We start from the raw sequence: 20,135 nt of genomic DNA, 5'->3' as shown, positions 1-20,135 counted from the left end.
TTTGGTTCGCTTTTTTTCCTACTGTTGGTCAGCAACAACATAAATTTCACCGTCGTAAATACCTTGGACGGTAAGCTTCTGGCTTGCCAGTGCCTGAAGGTAATCAATATGCGCTTGTTCCACTTTCTGTCCAGGAACAATAAGCGGAATACCAGGCGGATACGGTGTAATTAAACCTGCTGCAGTGCGTCCAACGCTGTTTTGCCATGGAATGGCTTCCCTAGGGCTGAAAAACGCTTTTGACGGAAGGTCGTCTAAATGAATTGGCGGAATGTCTGCCGGTAACGGACTCTTGCTCTTGCGCTTGCTTAGGTTAACGGCGCCATCATCAAGACGTTTTAACGCGTTGTATAGCCTTACAATTTTAGAGCGCATTCCACCTAGCGTAAGCAGTACTAGAATAGTGCTATGAGTAAACTTCTCGATTTCTAAACCAACTTCGTCCATTAAGAAACGATGTATTTCTTGGTTTGAATAATCAAGCGCCGATACGTCAATTAAGATTTTAAGCGGATCATGCCCAATGTTGTCACTTTCAAAGTGAGAAAACATATTCGCAAAGTCACTAGGCGAAAGTATTTTAAGTCGCTTAAACTTGGCCATTTGCGATTTGAGTTCGGCAACATTGCTCAATAGCTCATTAAGGATTTTGTAGCCTTCCATTTCCAGCTGCTGACGACATACATCAAGCGAGGCAATCAGTTGATACTTGGGCGAGGTACTGGTGTGAATTGCAAACACTTCTTTAAAGAAGTCTTTATCGAAATCTGGATCGTTTACATGAATAAAGGAAGCTTGCGAGAACGCCGACACCACTTTGTGCGCAGAGTGAGTAATATAGTCTGCCCCAGCGGCGATAGCAGAGTAGTCACGCAATGCAGGGTGGAACAAGGAATACGCAAACCATGCTTCGTCAATGAACACTTTAATGCCATGCTCGTGGGCTAAATTTACGACTTGCTTAAGGTCAGTCAATAACCCGTCGTAGGTACAGCCCGTCAAAACGATAAGTTTAGCGTCAGTATTTTCTTCAATAAGCTGCTTAATTTGCGCCATTCTAGGCGGTGAGAAAATACCGTATTCAGGGTTAAATACACTGTCTAAATACACCGGCATGGCTCGCGCCTGAATAATGCCGTAGTGCACTGACTTGTGGCAGTTTCTGTCGGCAATTACTTTGTCGCCTTCGCGCAACAGCGTCTGCAAAATGATTTTGTTTGATGTCGAAGAGCCGTTCGTGACGAAATAGGAATGGCGAACTTCAAATGTATTCGCGACAGCGGCTTGCGCTTTCCCGATAGCGTGAGTGCCATCTGATAGTGAGCCCAGCGAGTCTACGCTTACCGATAAGTCACTAACAAACACGTTACGACCAAAGAAGCGATAAAAATCACTGATATAGGGTGAATTTCTAAAGCTTGCGCCACCGCTGTGACCTGGCGTATGCCACGAGTCATTAGACTCTACCACATAGTCTTTGTATTCAGTCCAAAACGGCGTTTCGTTTCTATCATCAAAGTCATTGATGATATAACCCAAAATAGACTCTGGGTCTGAAATAATGTCGTTACGATAGAAGAACGATTCAATGCCATTGGCTTGGTTTACAATATCCAACCCTTTTACTGCATCGCCTAAGACATATACGGGGAGTTCAGGGCGAATGCGTTTAATGGCGTCTATAACTCTGGCGTTATTATCAATAACAGCGTTGCGTGCAGACGACTTTTCGCTTGTGGCTTTCTCGTTCGCGTTTTGTGAACTAGCGCTTTCGGCTGCGGGGCTTGTATTTTCATTAAGTACGCCATTTAAAGGCACAACGTCTGTCAGCTCTTTAACCTTCGCCACCACATCCCAGCTAAATACCACAGCCTGAATGTCACCGTCTTCACGAACAAATTGTAGTGCCTTTGCAACAGAGTTCGCTTCAAGCAGGCTTATTTCAACGTCACTTCGGTCAAAGTAAGTGATGGTGTTGCCTATACTCGAGGTGATTTGTTCCAATAAATCAACAGCATCTTCTATAACAAGAATTTTTAAATGAGGGCGCATTAACCAACCATGTAATTAATAATGAGCATTTAGCGCTAGGCTAAAACTCATAAAACTAAGAATCAATAAACTAAGAATCTATAAACAAAAACAGTAAAACTAAAAATAGTGTAACTCTGAATTTCACTGGTGTCGTGTAAACTCTTGCTATGTCGTAATAAAAGTGCGTAAACGAATTGGACGAGGGCTAAATCACGCATGCACACACCTTCCCTTCAGAACCAATTCCCACACGCTTATCTCTCAAAATCAACGGAGCACACGAAGAACCTACGAGAATTTCTACACTACGCGAAAAATGTGCTCCCTTCTATTGCATCTGCAAAGAAAAACGCCTGGCCAATACATCATGACCACTGCTTTATGCGGGTGATTTTAGACAATATTGTCGGCTGTGCGTGGTATGAGGTCATTCCCTCGCCGGCCTATAAAAACCTGACCGACGAGCAAGCCAGCGCAGCATTAAACCTTGCCAGACAGATAGCCACTGAGAGTGTCTCGCTTCACGTACTCAACCAATGCTCGAAAAAATGGCGCAATAAGCAGCTAAAACTGGAGTTTTAGTATGACAAAACGAACAACCATTAACGACGCAATTTTGATAGAGGATGGCCAAGACCTAGAGCGAATTGTGAAAGACAAACGTGCGCAGTGGCGGGCTAATAACGCGAAAGCGCGTCGCAGACAACGCCGATATAAAAAGAAGCTTATTGCAGAACTTCCGCGAATTATCACCGATATTCATAGCACATATCCCGAAGATGAAGCCTAAAGCACTATCATAAAAGAAATCAATTACCTACAATCACTGCTAGAAAGTTGCGCTTAACAGAGCGTAACGTAAATTAATTCCTCCCCAGAAAGTGACAGGACATACCATGGCGTTTAATTTAGCTATTAATAACGATATTGCAGTAATCACCTTTGACGACGGAAAAGTTAACGCCGTAGGCTTTGATCTTATTCAGCAGTTTAACGATGCCTTAGATGAAGCAGAGCAAAACGCAAAAGCGGTTGTATTACACGGCGGTGAAGGCAAGTTTTGCGGAGGGTTTGATTTATCAGTAATGAAAGCCGACGACAAAGCAAAACAACACGAGTTGGTATCAAAAGGCGCGGAGTTAATCGTACGTCTTTATAGCTTCCCACTACCTGTTGTCGTTGCTGCTGAAGGTCACAGCATTGCAATGGGCGCTATTATGCTTTTAGCTGCCGACTTGCGTATTGGTAAAGACGCAGATACTAAATATGGGCTTAATGAAACCGCCATTGGTATGGTGCTGCCGCCTTTTGGTATGGAGCTAGCCAAAGCCAGACTAGCGAATACGTCTCAAACTGAAGCATTGCTTTTTTCACGTATTTACCAAGGTAAAGAAGCAGTGAAAGCGGGCTTTATCGACGCTGCGGTGCCTCAAGAGCAGGTTTTAGCAACGGCCATGGGTTATGCAGAAAAGTTGAAGATGTTGCCTAGACAGTCTTTTGCTGAGTCTAAAATACAATTGCGTAAAGAAACGATAGAGAAGATGAAAGCTTAGCGATTATGTTATGACAGCGCGTTGAGACTGGTTGTTTCAACGCGCTATCTAAAGCAGTTACTTTATGGGTCCAGAACGGCGTTCTATCTCTTCTTTAAGTGCGCTTCTAAGGCCTAGCTCAAAGCTTAATTCTGCAAGCACAAATAGTGGTCCTATTGCCAGCCCCATTATGTCGTCGACAAACGCAGGCTTTTTACCTTCATAGTGATGACCAATAAACTGAAGCACCCAACCACCAATAAAAATGCCAAGTGAGATAGCAAGCCATGTTCCCACTTCATTCTGTGCGATGGGTTGAGCGAAATAGACCATAGCCCCCGTGATAAGCGTCATAACTATGCCAAGTTTTATATCTAACTTAATGTAGAACGCATTACCAATTGCCCAAACAAAGAGCGCTGGGCTTATGATCATTTCCCCGAAAATTGGCGCGCTAACTAGAAACGCAGGCTTACTTAGTAGACAGAAAACCGAGAAAACAATTAGCGGAATACCGACGTAATGGGTGTATATGTTTCTTTGATCTCTGTGGTACTTGGCGTACTCACTCAAGTGCTGTTCTAAATTTTTCATACTGCGTCACCCATAAGTTATATCAAGGTGTTAGTTTACTCCGTTCTTTCGCTTACGAACTGTCGTTTTGACGACAAAGTGGAGGTATAGTGGTGCCCTTCGTGCTATTTGAGCTCAACGATTAAAGATGAACTTAGTTGGCTATCGCGAATCATAGTGAAATTGATTAAAAACAATTGGAGTTTTCATGACTTACAGGAAGTACCTTTGGGCTTTGACAGGTTCTGCGCTTCTTTCTTTAACAGCGTGCAGCTCGGTCTCCTCTCTCTATTCAAATGAAAGTGAAGGTAGTGAAAAGCGTACCGAAGGCAAACCACTTACGTTAGCAGACAGTCATTGGCAGGTTGAAAGTATAGACCGAGCAGGAATTATCGATTTCAGCCATGTTACGCTTAACGTAAATTCAAACGGAGACACTAGCAGAGTAAGCGGCAGTACAGGTTGTAATCAGTTTACCGGAGCGCTAGATGTTGATGAAGCCGATACGGTATTTAGTAATAAAAGCTCAGCTGAATCCTTTTCCACTGATAAGCTCATTCTCACTAAAAAGGCATGTGCGCCTGCACTGATGAAACAAGAGCAACGCTTCATCGAAATGTTGGCCGCATCGGCAAGTTATTCGATAGTGGAAAATACTTGGTTGGTGCTTTACGACAGTAGTGATAATGAAACGATTAGAGCGATTGCTGCACAGATTTCTCAATCGACGACAAACAAATCGGCAAGTGCGACAAAAAGTAATGTAGATACGAAATTGTCTGACCTGGCGTCATCGCAAAAACAAGATGTAGTTGGCTCAAATGAACAAGAGTCGACCAAAACGTACAAATGTGAAACGCCTAATGCCAATCTCGCTACTTTACGTGTAAATACGCTGGGGCCTGACACATTGGCTTTATCATTAAACAACACCCATCACATTGTGCAGTTATCACGTTCAGCATCGGGGGCAAAATACACCAACAACAAGAACGTAGTGTTTTGGAATAAAGGTGATGTTGCTACCCTATCGATCAACTCAGGTTATTACCATTGTAGTTTAAGCACCTAAAGCGAAATCGACGCTTACTTGTCTGTTTTAGGCTTAGTCTCTACCTTAATATTTACCTCACATGATGAAAGGGCCTAAGCTGCCCTTTTAACTTCTCTTTTCAACAGTATCAAATTGCGAAGAGCAATTGCTTTTAGCCCCGCAAGGTTAACCCTTACCTCCAACTCAATTAGTTTCAGTTAAACATTTTCGCACCTTTAATTGGTCAATCAAAAAGGAATTAAGCATGGGGATAGCTAATTCTTTATATATTTAATGTTTACACTTTTACCATTTAAAATCATTCACTTACCAGCAAGCTTCGCAGGTTACTCCTAGCCATTCCGCTTCTGTAACAATGCTCACAAGTTGAAACAATAGTTAGAACACTATACAATTTATTTTTATTGAACGACCAATTAAAATAAAAACATCAGTAAAAAGACGTGCGACATTACGTCCTAAAACCTTCAATAATGCGTCATGGGCGCAGTAGGTAATGATGTTTTTACAGGGTGACTTTTACAAAGCGAAAGTGTTCTATTCGTGCAAGTTAGCAACTCAATAGAGAAAATAGTTTCAACACTATTCATCATTTTGAAACTATTTCTACGTATTAGGTATTTGTAATAGAAGTTAATTCGCAGTGCCCGCAAATTGGCGAAAGTTTTAGTCCTTTTAAAAGTAGGAGTTTATGCATGTCATTACCGACTTATCAGAATTTCATTCACGGCAAGCCGATGGCAAACAAAAGCAAAGAAACCTTTGCTGTAACCAACCCCGCAACCGGTGAGGTAATTTACCACGTAGAAGTGGCTGATGAGTTTATTCAACAAGAAGCAATTAAAAGCGCTAAAGAAGGTTTTTCAGTGTGGTCAGCAATGATGCCAATTGAAAGAACCCGCATTCTTAATAAAGCGGTTGCATTGCTTCGAGAGCGTAATGACGAACTCGCTAAACTTGAAGTACTCGATACCGGTAAGCCTATTCAAGAAGCCGACTGTGTTGATATTGAAACTGGCGCTGATGTCATTGAGTACTATGCCGGCCTAGCTCCTACTCAACTAGGTACCCAGCAACCTGTGGGTGGCGATTTCTTCTACACGCGCAAAGAAGCGCTAGGTATCTGTGCCGGTATTGGCGCATGGAACTACCCTATTCAAATCGCTTGCTGGAAATCAGGCCCCGCCCTTGCCGCAGGTAATGCGTTTATATTTAAGCCGTCAGAAGAAACCCCGATGGGTGCGCTTAAACTGGCTGAAATTTTCACCGACGCTGGCGTACCTGACGGCGTATTTAATGTGGTTCAAGGCGCAGCACAAGTAGGCCAGTGGCTTACAAACAGCCCTGACATTGAGAAAGTATCGTTTACTGGTGAAGTAGGCACAGGTAAAAAAGTGATGCAAAGCGCCGCTGCGTCGAACTTAAAAGACGTGACAATGGAGCTTGGCGGTAAGTCACCGCTTGTGGTATTCGAAGATGCCGACATTAGCCAAGCTATCAGCGCCGCTATGCTTGGTAATTTTTATACCCAAGGTGAAATCTGCACTAACTGCACCCGTGTTTACGTTCAACGTTCTGTTTATCAAGCCTTTATTGATGAGCTTAAAGCCCGTACCGAAAACAACATTGTTATGGGCGATCCACTTGACCCCAACGTAAACCTGGGCGCACTTATTTCTAAAAAGCACCAAGAGCTGGTACTTGGCTATATTGCCAAAGGAAAAGAAGAAGGCGCAACGCTATTAACCGGCGGGAACGCTGCCTCTCCGGCATCTGCGCCAAATGGCTATTTTGTTGAGCCAACAATTTTCACTGACTGCACTGACGATATGACTATCGTTAAAGAAGAGATCTTCGGACCAGTGATGAGCGTGTTGGTGTTCGATGATGAAGACGAAGTGATCGCTCGCGCGAATGACACCGAGCTAGGTTTAGCCGCCGGTGTATTTAGTAAGGATATCCAGCGCGCGCACCGCGTTATCCACCAGCTTCAAGCCGGTATTTGCTGGATAAATGCATATGGTAACTCTCCGGCTGAAATGCCTGTAGGCGGCTACAAACAGTCTGGCATTGGACGTGAAAACGGCGTTGAAACGCTTAATAGCTACACACAGACCAAATCGGTTTATGTAGGTATGAGCCAAATTGAGAGCCCGTTTTAAGCCGCAGTAGGAGTACATATGCAGACATTTGATTACATTATTGTTGGAGCTGGTTCTGCCGGCTGCGTACTAGCGAACCGCTTATCGGAAAACCCAAAGCACAAGGTGTTGCTACTGGAAACCGGTGGCTCAGATAAAAGCATTTTCATCAAGATGCCAACGGCGCTGTCTATTCCTATGAATACCGACAAGTATGCGTGGCAATTCAACACTGAAAAAGAGCCCTATTTAAACAACCGTGAAATGCACTGCCCACGCGGTAAAGTGTTGGGCGGCTCGTCATCCATTAACGGTATGGTGTATGTACGCGGCCACGCTAAAGACTTTGACGAATGGGAAGCTCACGGCGCAGAGGGCTGGAATTATCAGGCGTGCCTCCCCTATTTCCAAAAAGCTGAAACCTGGTACAAAGGTAACGACGCGTACCGAGGTGGCAATGGTGAACTCGGCGTTAACAACGGTAACGAAATGAAGAACCCGCTTTATACGGCCTTCATTAAAGCCGGCGAACAGGCGGGCTACGACATCACTAGCGATTACAATGGCAAGCAGCAAGAAGGCTTCGGCCCTATGCATATGACCGTTAAAGATGGTGTACGCAGTTCAGCAAGCCGTGAATATCTTGACCCGGTAAAATCGCGTAAGAATTTAACTATAGTGACTGGCGCGCTGGTTACTAAAGTCGTGCTGGAAGATAAAGTCGCAAAAGGCGTTGAATATGTGGTGAACGGTAAAACCGAAACTGCCGCCGCCTCTAACGAAGTGATTTTAAGTGCCGGCTCTATTGGCTCACCACATATCCTGCAACTTTCTGGAATTGGCGACAAAGATATTCTTGAAAAAGCAGGTGTCGATGTTAAGCACCACCTGCCGGGTGTGGGTCAAAACCTGCAAGATCATTTGGAATTTTATTTCCAGTACAAGTGCAAACAGCCAATAACGTTAAACCGCAAACTAGGCTTAATTTCAAAAGGGTTGATCGGCGCTCGCTGGTTGTTAAACCGTTCTGGGTTAGGCGCTACGAATCACTTTGAATCTTGCGCCTTCATCCGCTCGAAAGCAGATGTGGAGTGGCCTGACATTCAGTACCACTTCTTGCCTGCCGCTATTCGATACGACGGAAAGTCCGCGTTTGATGGCGATGGCTTTCAAGTGCACGTAGGTCACAACAAACCTAAAAGTAGAGGTAGCGTAACCCTTCAGTCGGCTAACCCGACGGTTCCGCCTAAAATTTTGTTTAACTATTTGCAGCATCCAGATGATATCGAAGGGTTTAGAGCATGCGTAAGACTTACACGAGAAATCATCGCACAGTCAGCATTCGACGACTTCAGAGACGGCGAAATTCAGCCTGGCGAGCACATTCAGACGGATGAAGAAATAGACGCTTTTGTGCGTGAAGCCGTTGAGAGCGCTTACCATCCATCATGCTCTTGCAAAATGGGTGAAGATGAGATGGCAGTGGTAGATTCTCAAACCAATGTTCATGGCATTGAAGGATTGCGAGTGGTGGATTCTTCTATCTTCCCCACAATTCCAAACGGAAACCTAAATGCGCCTACCATCATGGTGGCGGAAAAGGCGGCAGACATCATTCTGGGTAAACCCGCTTTGCCACCACAAAACGTGCCCGTGGATATTCACCCGCATTGGCAAACAGAGCAACGCTAGATTTTTAAACTATCTCGCACCAGTGTGCTTGTTGTTAAAACAAGCGCACCTTCCACAGTGCCTACATGCCGCCTTTAATATAAGGCTTTAATGTGTAGTTGGGTGGACTGTTTGATAACGAAAAAAAGGAAAAAACATGTTTCATTTTTATCAATATTGGGAGGGTGATAATGACAGTATGGCTTAGTGCAGGCATTATTTTCACTCTACTTTCTGTAGCCTATATTTTGTTTAAATGGGGCAACATGAAAGTGGTCGGCGTAACGCCAGTTAGAACCTTTACCTTTATTGCCATTCTCTTTACCTCAGGTTTGGACGTGGGCCTTATTATGTTCCCGCTCACTGAATTTGCTGGTTATGCTGACATAAGCGCAAGTCCTGAATATGCCTTCACCAATCCGCTCGCCATTGAGTTTGGGTTCTGGGGATTCTTAATTTGGGGATTCTACTTTCTTACTTGTTTTTATTTCTGCGTAATCGAACCGAAAGTAAAGTTCTTCGAGCTTCCCGTTGTTAAGTTCGTAAACAACGTTGTAATCATCGGAACCTGTGCTTTCACGGCGTTTCTATTACTGTCTAACCTTCCGTGGTATTTACCGTCGATAGGCGACGGAGAATCTGTCGTGCCTGCGTTCTACCTGATTGTGTTTGCAGCCATTGCTTTTGCCGTATATTCGAGCACTAGCATTAAATACGTGCGTATTTTAAGCCTTACAACCACATGGGTATTCATCGCCCTCATTGTTGGCATGTGGGCGGCAGCATTTGTATTTGGTGAAAGTGAGATAACGGCTTACTTTACCAACCTAGGTCTTATTGGTGGGTACTTTGCGAACATCGATAACTTCGTATTACCCATTAATGAGTATCACGAGTTCTATCTATTCTGGTGGTTCAGCTGGAGCATCATGATTGGTCAGTTTACGTCTCGTTTCGTGGGCGGTCTTAAAACTTATCAAGTCATGTTGGCTATGATGGTCATTCCATCTATTCCGATTGCGGCTTGGTTTTCAGTACTGTACCACTATCACAGTGCCGGTATTCCTACTGAGGGGATAACCAATTTAGCCATGGTGTGTGTGGGTGTCGTCTTTGTGATCAACTCACTTGATTCACTGATTAGACTTTACACAGATAATCTAAACATGACCGTTGAACGCATCGGTAAAGGCAATTACATTGCTCTCAATATCGTGGCGCTTTCGCTACTCACGCTGCTGTTCAAACTAGACTTCTTGCAAATTCAGTGGGTGGGTGCGTTAGTTATCGCTATCTTCTTTAGCTGCTTTGCTTTCATTCTAAGTCAGAAGTTTAAATCGGTTACGGCCATCAAAACATCGCCGAAAGAAAACAAAATCGACTTTACCAAGATAGAAAATCTCAACTAATTAAATCAATCACTTCTTACCTCATTAACATTGGCTCACTTTGAGCCAATGGGGGTAAGTGTTGCCCGAAACCGGCGTAAAAGCGCATTAACTAGAAAGCGGGCCAAATAAAACAACGATAAAAACAGGTGTTTAACAATGAAAAATTTGAATTCTTTTTTTACATCCACGCATATTTTCACAATGGCTATTGTCGCAGCGTTATATTCTTCAGCTTCATTCGCTGATTGGAGCGCCAATATCTCTGCGGTTTCAGATTATACCTTCAACGGCGTTAGCCAAACGCAAAACGACCCTGCACTACAAGGCGGTGTTGATAAAGCATTTGATAACGGCACTTATGCAGGCACGTGGGCATCTAATGTAGATTTTGGTGGCGATACAAACCTTGAATGGGATTTTTACGTGGGTCGTTACCAAATGCTAACCGAAACGGTGAGTTTGGACTACGGCATCGCTTATTACTCTTATCACGGTGGCGATGATTCAAGTGATGGCAATTACCCAGAGGTGTATACCAAGTTTGGTTATGCCAGTGACTACGGTAGCTCAGAACTAAACTTCTGGTACACGTGGGATTACTTTGGAACCGGCGCAAAACACGCTATCGCAATGGTAGCTCATACCTTTGAACTCGCACCCAACCATCATTTACGTGCAAGCTTTGACGTATCTAACTCACTAGACAGTGACAAGTGGCTGTGGAATGGTGATGACACCTCTTTCTACCACTACCGTTTGGCTTACCAAACGAGTTATGAAGGGTTCGATTTCGAAATTGCTGCTGAAAACACAAATCTTGATTTTGATACCGCCGATGAGCGCATTGTGTTTGGTGTATCAAAAACCTTCAGCTTCTAAACGTTGAATTGGAAAGTGGTTCTTCAGAACAAGAACCACTTTTCTTAGCAAATGCTATGCGTGCTCGCACTATGCTGCTTCAACTGTACTCGGTCAATTTAACTTAGCGATACGACGGTTAAAAAGTCCACGCAACAAAACGACTCAATTTACTTCCCTGTCCCATATCAATCACTTTACACTGCGCAGCACCGTAATAATCAATACTGGTTTTAATTGGTTTCAAATGGGCACTCTTCGACACCAAGCAGGTGAACCATTCTACATTGTCTTTTACAGAGACACTCTCCTTAACCATGCGCTGAATAAAGGCAAGTTCACCGCCTTCGCACCACAGTTCATTCGCTTGGCCCGCAAAATTTAAGTTTGCGTCCTTACCTTGGTAAGCGGCATTTTTACCTTGTAGCTTGGATGTACGATGCCCAAAACCTTGCTTACGATTATCGGTGAACTTTGTACCACTTTGTTTCTGTTTATTGCGGGTTAAATTAGATGTCTTCCTTCGCGTGCCTGACAGTGCCTCTTGCGCAGACTTATGAAACGGAGGATTGCACATAGTAAACGTAAATCGTTCATTTGCTTCAATCACACCGTTGAAAATACTTGCTCTATTCAATTGTTTACGCACTTGGAACTTATGGGCTAACACACTATTTTTACTAGCAATAGCTTTAGCACTTTTTACTGCGACGTCGTCAACATCACTCCCTACGAACGACCAGTCGTAGGATGTAACGCCGATAATAGGATAGATAGCATTTGCGCCCACGCCTATATCAAGCCCACGAACGTTTTGATCTTTCCCCAGTTGACTCTGCTCACCCTGCGCACTGCTGCTCGTTGATTTTAATAAATCAGCAATACCGTGGATATAATCTGCTCTTCCAGGTACAGGGGGGCATAAGTAGCCATCAGGAATATCCCAATATTCAAGGCGGTAGTAGTGATGAAGTAAGGCCGCATTAAGCACCTTCACCGCTTTTGGGCTGGTGAAATCTATACTGGTATTGCCGCTTTTAGCACGAACGAGAAAAGACTTGAGCGCTGGGTATGTCTGGCACAGCGTATCCATAGGATAGCCGTTCTTGTGAAGATTTTTTGGGTGCATGAAGCGCTACTTTTTGTGTGAAACTAAAAACTGAGACTGCACGTTTTCATCGAGCAACTGGGCACCGCTACCTTGGGCTGCCACTTTATCGTCGGTATTGTAAAGCCTACAGCGGTCTAATGACAAACACCCACAGCCAATACAGCCTTCTAACGACGTCTTCAAACTGGTCAGCGCTGCAATTTTTGCTTCGATATGCTGATTAAACACCGTGCTTAATTTTGCCCAATCAGCTTGTGTTGGCGTTCTGTTGTCTGGAAGTGTAAACAACAGACTCTTTATCTCAGCAAGGGAATACCCCATATTTTGCGCAATCAAAATAAAGGAAACTCTGCGAATGACTGAGCGAGGAAATGCTCTATTTCCGCCATTTGTGCGCACAGAAGGAATTAGTCCTTCGTTGGCATAATAGCGAATTAATGAAACAGCATTGCCAGTACGTTTAGCAATAAAGCCAATGCTTACCATAGGTTCTGGTGCCATAACGCCCCTTTTCCAATTTCGAAATAACGGTAAAAAACGCTTGATCTAAAGTTAGCTTTAGATATTAAGCTGTTTTTCGTTGATTATCTACACAAGGAAAAACACATGACAACTGCATACTTAGAGCACGCGAATATCACCGTTGAAAACCCAGATGAGCTAGCCAGCTTACTTTGTACGCTATTTGGTTGGAAAGTACGGTGGAGCGGCGGCGCCAAAAATGACGGCTACACGGTGCACGTAGGAAACGATAAAGACTACCTAGCCCTTTACAGACCTAAAGCTATCAATGATATTGAAAGCGATTATAAAACCCTCGCCAATATCAACCATATCGGTATTGTTGTGCCTAATTTAGACGAAACAGAGCAGCGGGTTCTGGCACTAAATTTCAATACTTTTAGCCATGGCGATTATGAACCAGGTAGACGCTTTTATTTCATGGCTCAGCAAAACATAGAGATTGAAGTCGTTTCATATAACTAGGGCTATTAAGTGATACGCCTAGCTGAACTTTCAAATTTAGTGTTAGATTGACGTTACCCCACTCGTGCGCGTTTTACTTTGTATTTTTGTTTGCTAAGTTTGTTTACTAAAAATGAACGCGCACTGTGATCATTTTAATAATAATAGACAGGAAACATGGATGAGAAAGTTACTAGCGATAAGTTTAGGTTTAGTAATGTTGTCCCTATCGGCAAACGCATGGGCGAATAACATTCTTAGTATGAAACAGCGAAGCGAGCTGATTGATAAGATCACCGTTGAACGCTTCAATTCTGTGCTGCCCCAAATTATGGAGCGTGAAGGCATCGACATGTGGGTGTTAATGTCCCGGGAATACAACGAAGATCCCGTTTTAAAAACCATGTTACCTTCTACTTGGATTTCCGCACGACGTCATACCATGTTAGTCATTTATAACCCCGGCAATGGTCAACCGCTAGAACGTTTGGCTGTTGCAAGATATGCGGTAGGGTCACTATTTAAAAAAGCGTGGGATAAGGAAGCACAACCCGACCAGTGGAAGGCATTGAAACACGTTATCGAAGCCCGGAATCCCGCTAAAATTGCAATTAATACGTCTGATTCATTTGCGCTCGCTGATGGCATGACCTCTACCGAACACGATAAATTTATGGCCGTACTTCCTGAAGCGCTGAAAAGCCGCGTTGTAAGTGGCGAAAGACTCTCAATCGGTTGGCTGGAAACGCGCAGTGACCTTGAAATGCAGTATTATCCGGTACTTACTCAAATTGGTCATTCACTAATAGCAACGGCATTTTCAAATGAAGTTATAACCCCTAACGTGACAACTACAGACGATGTGGTATGGTGGCTGCGTGATCAAACGCGCGCTTTAGGGCTGACCAACTGGTTTCATCCTACTGTCTCAATTCAACGTAAAGACAGTGAAGTCTTCGACCAAATTACCGCGTTTAGCAAGCGTCCTGGTGAAAACATCATTCGGCCGGGCGATCTCATTCATGTCGATTTCGGCATTACTTACCTTCGACTTAATACTGATCAACAGCAGCATGCTTACGTGTTAAAGCCTGGTGAAAAAGACGCGCCAGCTTCACTTAAGGAAGCACTTAAATCTGGAAACCAGTTGCAGGACATTCTGACCGGTAATTTTAAAGTAGGCAGAACAGGTAACACTATTTTGAGTATGTCGCGACAGCAGGCTATCGAACAAGGCATTACACCCGCTATTTACACCCACCCGCTTGGTTTTCATGGGCACGCGGCAGGTCCAACGATAGGAATGTGGGATGCACAGGAAGGAGTACCAGTTCAAGGTGACTATCCAGTGTTTGCACAAACGGCTTATTCGATAGAACTCAATGCAGCAAGCTTTATTAAAGAGTGGAACAAAGAAATTAGAATTATGCTGGAAGAAGATGCATTTTTTGACGGTCAGTCAGTAACCTATTTAGGTGGCAGGCAAACTGAGTTTCATTTGATTCATTCAGATGAAAACCAATAACTATAGGTGGAGCGTTACGCCTATTTTAAGGCCTATACAAAATGAAAAAACTGAACGGTGCGGCTAAAGGTTGGCCGATGCGAGAAGACTTACGTAGAATTAAATCAAGCGAAGCGTAAAGTGTCAGGCCTTTCGCCCTTTCAAGCGAAAGGCCATGAAACTGTACTAAATATTAGCAGTAGGTTGCTATCCTAAAACGCAGTCTTATTCAGCAGCAGTGCGAACAACTACGTTCTCTGCACTGTATTCGCGAACAAAATCAGACATTGTTTTGTGGTTACAAATAATATTCTCACCTTCCAAACCAAACTTCGCTAGTGCCGCTTCTTTACCTACCGAAAGCGCTTCTAGACAAGCCTGTGACGCAACATCTTGGTTTTTAGCAACAAGTGCTACAGTTTTCGCGTTTTCAGTCGCCTTGTTGTTTTTGTACATGTAAGCAAAAGTGCGAAGTGATTCGCCGTTGCAACGTACAGATGCACTGAACTCTTCTGCGTTAAAACCTTTTGAACGGATAAGACGCAATGCAGGACCAAAACCATCTTCAGCAGCAGTTAAACATGCTTGTGTTTCGATGTTGTCGTTAATTGGCTTTAGTACGACATCTTTTGCGAAAGATTGAGTGGCAGCAACAGATAGTGTTAGAGCAATTGCGAAAGTAGACAGTTTCATTTTTGAATTCCTATTTTGTAACTAAATTAGATATCACCTGAGTGATGAATACATTATGAACAATACTTTCAAAAAATAAAGCATTTTTCGTAATTTAATTACAGAAATAGCAAAATAAACAGACAGATCACGACAAAACTGAAATTTATTTACAAAAACCAACATGTTTTATATAAAATTTTACATATAAGTCTTTTTAGTTACAGATTTCCAAAAGGTCTACTAGGGTTAAACTTCCACTATTTGAGATGGTTCATTGAAGTTAGACCGAACGACTTGATCCCTTCCACTGCGTTTCGCCTCATAAAGAGCTTGGTCAGCATCATTTAACCATTCATTAAGAGACTTAAATCGATCATCAAATGCTGATACACCTATACTTACTGACACTTTTCTTTGTCCAAGCAAAGTACAGTCCTCTAGCTCTCTAACTTTAACTCTGATCCTCTCTGCTATATCCATGGCTTGCGCGGCATTTAGGTTATTAAGTATTACCGCAAATTCTTCACCACCGTAACGACCTGCATAATCTCGCTCTCTAATACAGTCCATCACTTGCCCAGAGACCATAGAAATAACTTTGTCACCCACTGTATGACCGAAGTTATCGTTAATAGATTTGAACATATCGATGTCAATAAAAAGCAGTACTGCCTCTTCGCTTCTACGACTCTTACTCAACATGGAGAAAGTTTGCTCCAGTTTCATTTGCAAGAATCGACGGTTGAGCATTCCCGTTAATAAGTCTGTTTTGTTTGCGATTTCAAGCTTTTCGTAGGCTTTTCTCTTGCTTACAATCATTTTGACTAAAAATATCGCCATCAATGAAATGGAAACGATACAGAAAACAAGGAGTTGATTAGTTTGTTCTAGCTGACGTGCTTTGTCTCTTGAATCAAATAGTGCCTTACGCTCCTGCTCTTTCGCATTCGTTAGCTCTTCCAAGTAATTCAAACGGTCCATTGTTACGTCAAAGCGGAATCGCCTAAACTCGGCTTGAATCTGCTTTAATGCACTCGCAACGTTACCTTGTGACGATGAAAGCAGTGTGTTGGCAATTTTGAATTCTGAAGGCTCGTCTAAGCCATTAGAATTAAGTACGTTACTTAAATACTCTGACAATTGATTTGCTCGCTCTAGTTGACCAAGGGAGGCGAGTAACTCAACTTTCAAAAACTTACCTTGTAACTTCCAGCGCTCGGGTACTGAATTGTGGCCATTTTCAGCCTGCTCCAACAGTACGAGAGCTTCTTTGTTTTTGCCTAATAAAAATAATTGTTCAACTTTCTTTAGTGAGGCAAAGTAAATCTCGTTTTGATCCTCAGATGCGGTCGCGTAGGCCAAATATCGATCGGTGTAAGTGCCTACAATATTGGGGTCACCTATTTGCTTTAGAAAGTAGCTAATAACGTTGTAAAAATGAATGAAGTATTTAACGGGTATATCATGAGCTTCACAGAAGTCTATATATCGATTTAAAAGCTCAATTTTGATAGAGGGAACGTTTTCTACTACATAGGCAGCGTGTAAACCCATCATCAAATCCCCCACTCCAGAGTTATTTTCAGATAAATAGTTTACTTCCGTGCCAAGAAGCATGGCCTCTCGACTACTCCTTTCAGATAGCGCGACAAAAACAATATAGTTGAACTTGAGTGCGTCTTTTACCTGTGAAGAGAGACCGGAATAGTACCTTTTTAAATCATCACTTCCAGCGCGCTTCCCTTTGACCCTGTCCAAACGGCTGAGAATAGCGATTTCGGATAGCTTCGCAAAAGCGAGTTGGCTTTTAGACTTCGTATTCAGAGCGTTTTGTTCAATTGCCTTTACTTGCTCTAGTGCGAGTGAATATTCGTCGTAAGATATATAGTAATACATCAACAATTTACTCAACTCGAACTTTGATTGAAGCGGCGAACTCAATGCACCGAGTTTATGGAGTTTATCTTGAGAAGATGCATCTAATTTATTGGCTAACCGCTCCAATAATTTTTCAGCGCTATCGGCATAAGTCCTATCAGCATTCAATTCAGAAAAATCATTGATATTAGCTAACGCCTGTAGACTGAAAAGACAGGTGATCAATAGATAATGTTTGAGGCGCATTTGAGTTGACTTCATTTGAAGGGAATATAAGGACTGAGAATGCTTCAAGACGTGCTCCCCTATTTTAGTTATAACTTAATGTATAGCACTAAAACTTCTTTAAGGAGCAAACGCTTACCTATACTTCAGCAAAAACGTCGAAAAAGAACCAACATTTTCATCCTAGCAAACTTTTAACTAGCCTCTAGGCTCGAAGCATCAGCAAACCCTTATATTACTCTAATTCGTCAACTTAAACAATTAAGTCATGCATCCAATTTAGTGAAGGCAACTGCTGCTCTGGTTGGTAAAAGAGTCGATTTAGTCTACCTAATAAATTAACCGAACGGCTGGGATCGTGCGCTTTAACCCTATGCTCACTTTCGGTTAGCATGAACTCCCAAGGCTGAAGATTGAGTTCGTCTACTTCTTCCTGCTTAACGCCCAGTGATTGCAATGTTGACAAAATTCGCTCCGTTTTACTTTCGGCAATAGGAATGATTTCGTTGCCGTATAAATCATCGAGCGGCGCATTGATAGCTTCTAACGTGTGATTTATTGCTGCCCACACTTCATCGTGGTCAAACGCCCAGCCTCGCGGAGCATAGTACCCCTCTATTTCCCACTCAAACTCTGCGTTGCTTACAGCAATAGAGCTTTCTGCTTCAGGAGAATAAGCTAGATCAGGTTTAGCGCCAATGTTGTAGGCGTCTACACTCATGGCGACGCAAATGATCAAATCACCACAATGTTGCTTGTTTGTGTAAAGCGCTTCAAATGCTGCCCGCTTAACCCCCATCCAACCGTGTACTCTCGAGGGTTGTTCAACAAAGTGTCTTACATCATCGGGTAAGTCTTCGCCATAGGCATTGATGAGCAGAGGAAGCGGATTTTGATCTGGCGCTTCGTCTGGCATCCACACTTCGTATTCTTGTCGGTTGTCAGCTTTTCCGCGACTTTTAATTCCGAACGACAAATTCACAGGGCGGCAAATACTTCTATCTTCATCCACTTTGTGAAAATACTCAGAACGCATACGTTTAATAAATGGCGCGTCTAGCCCAGCCAACGCTGCCGTTGGGTAGCGATAGCCTATTTCACTATGCTCAACCATATGTAACGTGGGAATAGCCTGTGTCAGCTTATTCTTCAAACCCGACAACGCATGAACTTTAGGCAGTACAATGCTTCTCTCTGGTTCGATGGTAAGCCGACTCCCATCTTCGGTTACGAACTTTGGCGTTTTATGAAATTCATACCCCGTAAACCCTAAGGTATCTACAGCGGCGTTTCGATACTGAGAAAGCTCATTGAAAAGCGCTGTATGATTGCGAATATGCTTAAATAACGGTCTTGATGCGGTCATCTTCTCTCCATTTACGCTACTTCCATTAGAGCTAATTACACTTAGCGTTCTATGCGGCCAAATAATTACTTACCGTCTCATCTTTCTGACTGTTCTCACACAATACATCTATATGTGAAATTTACGCTCAACTGTGTGTAACGTATCTGTAACCCTCTTTTTGAGCTGTTTGCCTTTAATCTCGCTTAGTTTTGATTTAAAAAGCGGTGCCAAATTTGTGCGCCGGCATCATCGTACCGTTTTACTAGATTACGATAGCGCTCACGCATTGCTACATCTGCAAGTGGCGATGGCAATAAGGGGTCAAACACCAAATGGTATAACGCCCTGTCTCCTATCACATAAGATTCTTTGGTTGCTTCTTCAAGGGGTAAAGACGTTAATCGAGCAAGAGATTCCTCTATTTCGATGCATCCGTCTTTATAAAGTGCCTCTAGGTTTAGGTGGCTCCATAATCCCATCGCCCTGCTGTGTGATTTAGTGTCAAAGTCGCTGGCACTAAACACGAGCGCCTTTCTCGATAGACCAAGTGTGTAAAGTTTGTCTCTTACTTCGCCTGCTCCGCCTGAGAAATTGTTCGGTCTGAGGTAAACGTCGTTTGTCAGCTTTCTCATCCCCAAAAGCTTCAGCGCTCGTTCATTATTTCTGAGCTGCTTTTTATCACTTTTAGGAAGCGTGCTGGTTTGAGCGACAACCCAATCGTTTTGCCAGGGTACAAGCCCATCCTCATCCTCTCGCCACTGATGAATTTCCTTTGCAAAACGAATGCCTTTGTCGCCCAGCTTGTAAAAACCGCGTTCAACTAAGGTAATAAGCTGTGCAGACTGTAAACGCGTGAGCGTTACCCGAATGTTATTTTCAGAAATACCAAACAGCGCCCCTACGCGAACAGCTGCGCTGGCATTCATTTGAATATTGTCACGGGAGCCCAATAGCTTTAGCAGTAGCTTTCTTGCATTGGGCTTTTTCTGTTTTTCTAATTGCAAACTCTATTTACTTCTTTGTCTCAGATAGGACGTAATTTTAATTAAAATATAAGTTGGCTTAAGGCCAAACATATACGCATTCATCATTATATAAACACGCGCCGCGCACAAACATTACATTAAATACCAATTTACAACTATTAATGTAATGTTTTAAGGTAGTACTTGGA

Annotated in this window: 18 protein-coding genes; 10 read left to right on the top strand and 8 right to left on the bottom strand. The window is 43.1% G+C overall.

The features are described 5' to 3' along the window. Positions 1–18: 18 nt before the first annotated feature. Positions 19–2,052 (bottom strand): aminotransferase class I/II-fold pyridoxal phosphate-dependent enzyme, encoded by a 2,034-nt coding sequence (locus AC0J2X_RS01760; RefSeq protein ID WP_423088440.1) that lies wholly within the window; start codon positions 2,050–2,052, stop codon positions 19–21. Positions 2,053–2,415: 363 nt separating this feature from the next. Between AC0J2X_RS01760 and AC0J2X_RS01755 the strand changes: the two genes are divergently transcribed. The 3 genes from AC0J2X_RS01755 (at position 2,416) to AC0J2X_RS01745 (ending at position 3,587) form a co-directional block, all read left to right on the top strand. After that, positions 2,416–2,616, top strand: a complete 201-nt coding sequence (locus AC0J2X_RS01755; protein WP_283622308.1) for a hypothetical protein — start codon at positions 2,416–2,418, stop codon at positions 2,614–2,616. 1 nt (position 2,617) lies between these two features. Next, positions 2,618–2,824, top strand: a complete 207-nt coding sequence (locus AC0J2X_RS01750; protein ID WP_014977119.1) for a hypothetical protein — start codon at positions 2,618–2,620, stop codon at positions 2,822–2,824. A gap of 106 nt (positions 2,825–2,930) precedes the next feature. Continuing rightward, complete coding sequence (locus AC0J2X_RS01745; protein ID WP_110288324.1) at positions 2,931–3,587, top strand: crotonase/enoyl-CoA hydratase family protein; 657 nt, start codon at positions 2,931–2,933, stop codon at positions 3,585–3,587. Between the two features lie 57 nt (positions 3,588–3,644). Here the strand turns inward: AC0J2X_RS01745 and AC0J2X_RS01740 are convergent, their stop codons facing one another. Further along, a complete protein-coding gene (locus AC0J2X_RS01740) occupies positions 3,645–4,160 on the bottom strand; it encodes an Mpo1 family 2-hydroxy fatty acid dioxygenase (RefSeq protein WP_014977121.1) in 516 nt (171 codons plus the stop codon). A 187-nt stretch (positions 4,161–4,347) separates the two neighbouring features. Here AC0J2X_RS01740 and AC0J2X_RS01735 point away from each other — a divergent pair, with 187 nt between their 5' ends. From AC0J2X_RS01735 to AC0J2X_RS01715, 5 genes are all read left to right on the top strand, one after another. Continuing rightward, positions 4,348–5,211 (top strand): META domain-containing protein, encoded by an 864-nt coding sequence (locus AC0J2X_RS01735; RefSeq protein ID WP_014950280.1) that lies wholly within the window; start codon positions 4,348–4,350, stop codon positions 5,209–5,211. A 677-nt stretch (positions 5,212–5,888) separates the two neighbouring features. Then, complete coding sequence (gene betB / locus AC0J2X_RS01730; protein WP_472995710.1) at positions 5,889–7,355, top strand: betaine-aldehyde dehydrogenase; 1,467 nt, start codon at positions 5,889–5,891, stop codon at positions 7,353–7,355. Positions 7,356–7,373: 18 nt separating this feature from the next. Further along, positions 7,374–9,026 (top strand): choline dehydrogenase, encoded by a 1,653-nt coding sequence (betA, locus tag AC0J2X_RS01725; protein ID WP_239257952.1) that lies wholly within the window; start codon positions 7,374–7,376, stop codon positions 9,024–9,026. A 170-nt stretch (positions 9,027–9,196) separates the two neighbouring features. After that, the gene (locus AC0J2X_RS01720) at positions 9,197–10,414 is read left to right on the top strand and encodes a choline transporter (RefSeq protein WP_014950283.1); all 1,218 of its coding nucleotides are present in this window, start codon (positions 9,197–9,199) and stop codon (positions 10,412–10,414) included. Between the two features lie 138 nt (positions 10,415–10,552). Beyond that, a complete protein-coding gene (locus tag AC0J2X_RS01715) occupies positions 10,553–11,275 on the top strand; it encodes a TorF family putative porin (protein WP_342325307.1) in 723 nt (240 codons plus the stop codon). Between the two features lie 118 nt (positions 11,276–11,393). Here the strand turns inward: AC0J2X_RS01715 and rlmF are convergent, their stop codons facing one another. Beyond that, positions 11,394–12,383 (bottom strand): 23S rRNA (adenine(1618)-N(6))-methyltransferase RlmF, encoded by a 990-nt coding sequence (rlmF, locus tag AC0J2X_RS01710; protein WP_472995709.1) that lies wholly within the window; start codon positions 12,381–12,383, stop codon positions 11,394–11,396. A gap of 6 nt (positions 12,384–12,389) precedes the next feature. Then, positions 12,390–12,866: a redox-sensitive transcriptional activator SoxR gene (gene soxR, locus AC0J2X_RS01705; RefSeq protein ID WP_472995708.1), complete on the bottom strand. Its 477-nt coding sequence runs from the start codon at positions 12,864–12,866 to the stop codon at positions 12,390–12,392. A 105-nt stretch (positions 12,867–12,971) separates the two neighbouring features. Here soxR and AC0J2X_RS01700 point away from each other — a divergent pair, with 105 nt between their 5' ends. Beyond that, positions 12,972–13,352, top strand: coding sequence for a VOC family protein (locus AC0J2X_RS01700; protein WP_069944783.1), 381 nt, complete (start codon positions 12,972–12,974; stop codon positions 13,350–13,352). A gap of 160 nt (positions 13,353–13,512) precedes the next feature. Beyond that, a complete protein-coding gene (locus AC0J2X_RS01695; protein ID WP_472995707.1) occupies positions 13,513–14,856 on the top strand; it encodes a M24 family metallopeptidase in 1,344 nt (447 codons plus the stop codon). 204 nt (positions 14,857–15,060) lie between these two features. Here the strand turns inward: AC0J2X_RS01695 and AC0J2X_RS01690 are convergent, their stop codons facing one another. The 4 genes from AC0J2X_RS01690 to AC0J2X_RS01675 form a co-directional block, all read right to left on the bottom strand. Next, positions 15,061–15,528, bottom strand: coding sequence for a hypothetical protein (locus AC0J2X_RS01690; RefSeq protein ID WP_014950289.1), 468 nt, complete (start codon positions 15,526–15,528; stop codon positions 15,061–15,063). A 228-nt stretch (positions 15,529–15,756) separates the two neighbouring features. Next, a complete protein-coding gene (locus AC0J2X_RS01685; protein WP_472995706.1) occupies positions 15,757–17,682 on the bottom strand; it encodes a GGDEF domain-containing protein in 1,926 nt (641 codons plus the stop codon). Between the two features lie 184 nt (positions 17,683–17,866). Further along, positions 17,867–18,979: a hypothetical protein gene (locus tag AC0J2X_RS01680; RefSeq protein ID WP_239300728.1), complete on the bottom strand. Its 1,113-nt coding sequence runs from the start codon at positions 18,977–18,979 to the stop codon at positions 17,867–17,869. A gap of 185 nt (positions 18,980–19,164) precedes the next feature. Further along, positions 19,165–19,965, bottom strand: a complete 801-nt coding sequence (locus AC0J2X_RS01675) for a PaaX family transcriptional regulator (RefSeq protein ID WP_039228509.1) — start codon at positions 19,963–19,965, stop codon at positions 19,165–19,167. Positions 19,966–20,135 lie beyond the last annotated feature (170 nt).

Source organism: Alteromonas sp. R7 (genome assembly GCF_055755235.1).
This window is presented reverse-complemented; position numbering and strand designations above follow the sequence as displayed.

Bases quoted from the DNA above. Each gene is read 5' to 3' on its own strand.
- AC0J2X_RS01760 (WP_423088440.1), bottom strand. From the start codon at position 2,052: ATGCGCCCTCATTTAAAAATTCTTGTTATAGAAGATGCTGTTGATTTA.
- AC0J2X_RS01755 (WP_283622308.1), top strand. From the start codon at position 2,416: ATGCGGGTGATTTTAGACAATATTGTCGGCTGTGCGTGGTATGAGGTC.
- AC0J2X_RS01750 (WP_014977119.1), top strand. From the start codon at position 2,618: ATGACAAAACGAACAACCATTAACGACGCAATTTTGATAGAGGATGGC.
- AC0J2X_RS01745 (WP_110288324.1), top strand. From the start codon at position 2,931: ATGGCGTTTAATTTAGCTATTAATAACGATATTGCAGTAATCACCTTT.
- AC0J2X_RS01740 (WP_014977121.1), bottom strand. From the start codon at position 4,160: ATGAAAAATTTAGAACAGCACTTGAGTGAGTACGCCAAGTACCACAGA.
- AC0J2X_RS01735 (WP_014950280.1), top strand. From the start codon at position 4,348: ATGACTTACAGGAAGTACCTTTGGGCTTTGACAGGTTCTGCGCTTCTT.
- betB (WP_472995710.1), top strand. From the start codon at position 5,889: ATGTCATTACCGACTTATCAGAATTTCATTCACGGCAAGCCGATGGCA.
- betA (WP_239257952.1), top strand. From the start codon at position 7,374: ATGCAGACATTTGATTACATTATTGTTGGAGCTGGTTCTGCCGGCTGC.
- AC0J2X_RS01720 (WP_014950283.1), top strand. From the start codon at position 9,197: ATGACAGTATGGCTTAGTGCAGGCATTATTTTCACTCTACTTTCTGTA.
- AC0J2X_RS01715 (WP_342325307.1), top strand. From the start codon at position 10,553: ATGAAAAATTTGAATTCTTTTTTTACATCCACGCATATTTTCACAATG.
- rlmF (WP_472995709.1), bottom strand. From the start codon at position 12,383: ATGCACCCAAAAAATCTTCACAAGAACGGCTATCCTATGGATACGCTG.
- soxR (WP_472995708.1), bottom strand. From the start codon at position 12,866: ATGGCACCAGAACCTATGGTAAGCATTGGCTTTATTGCTAAACGTACT.
- AC0J2X_RS01700 (WP_069944783.1), top strand. From the start codon at position 12,972: ATGACAACTGCATACTTAGAGCACGCGAATATCACCGTTGAAAACCCA.
- AC0J2X_RS01695 (WP_472995707.1), top strand. From the start codon at position 13,513: ATGAGAAAGTTACTAGCGATAAGTTTAGGTTTAGTAATGTTGTCCCTA.
- AC0J2X_RS01690 (WP_014950289.1), bottom strand. From the start codon at position 15,528: ATGAAACTGTCTACTTTCGCAATTGCTCTAACACTATCTGTTGCTGCC.
- AC0J2X_RS01680 (WP_239300728.1), bottom strand. From the start codon at position 18,979: ATGACCGCATCAAGACCGTTATTTAAGCATATTCGCAATCATACAGCG.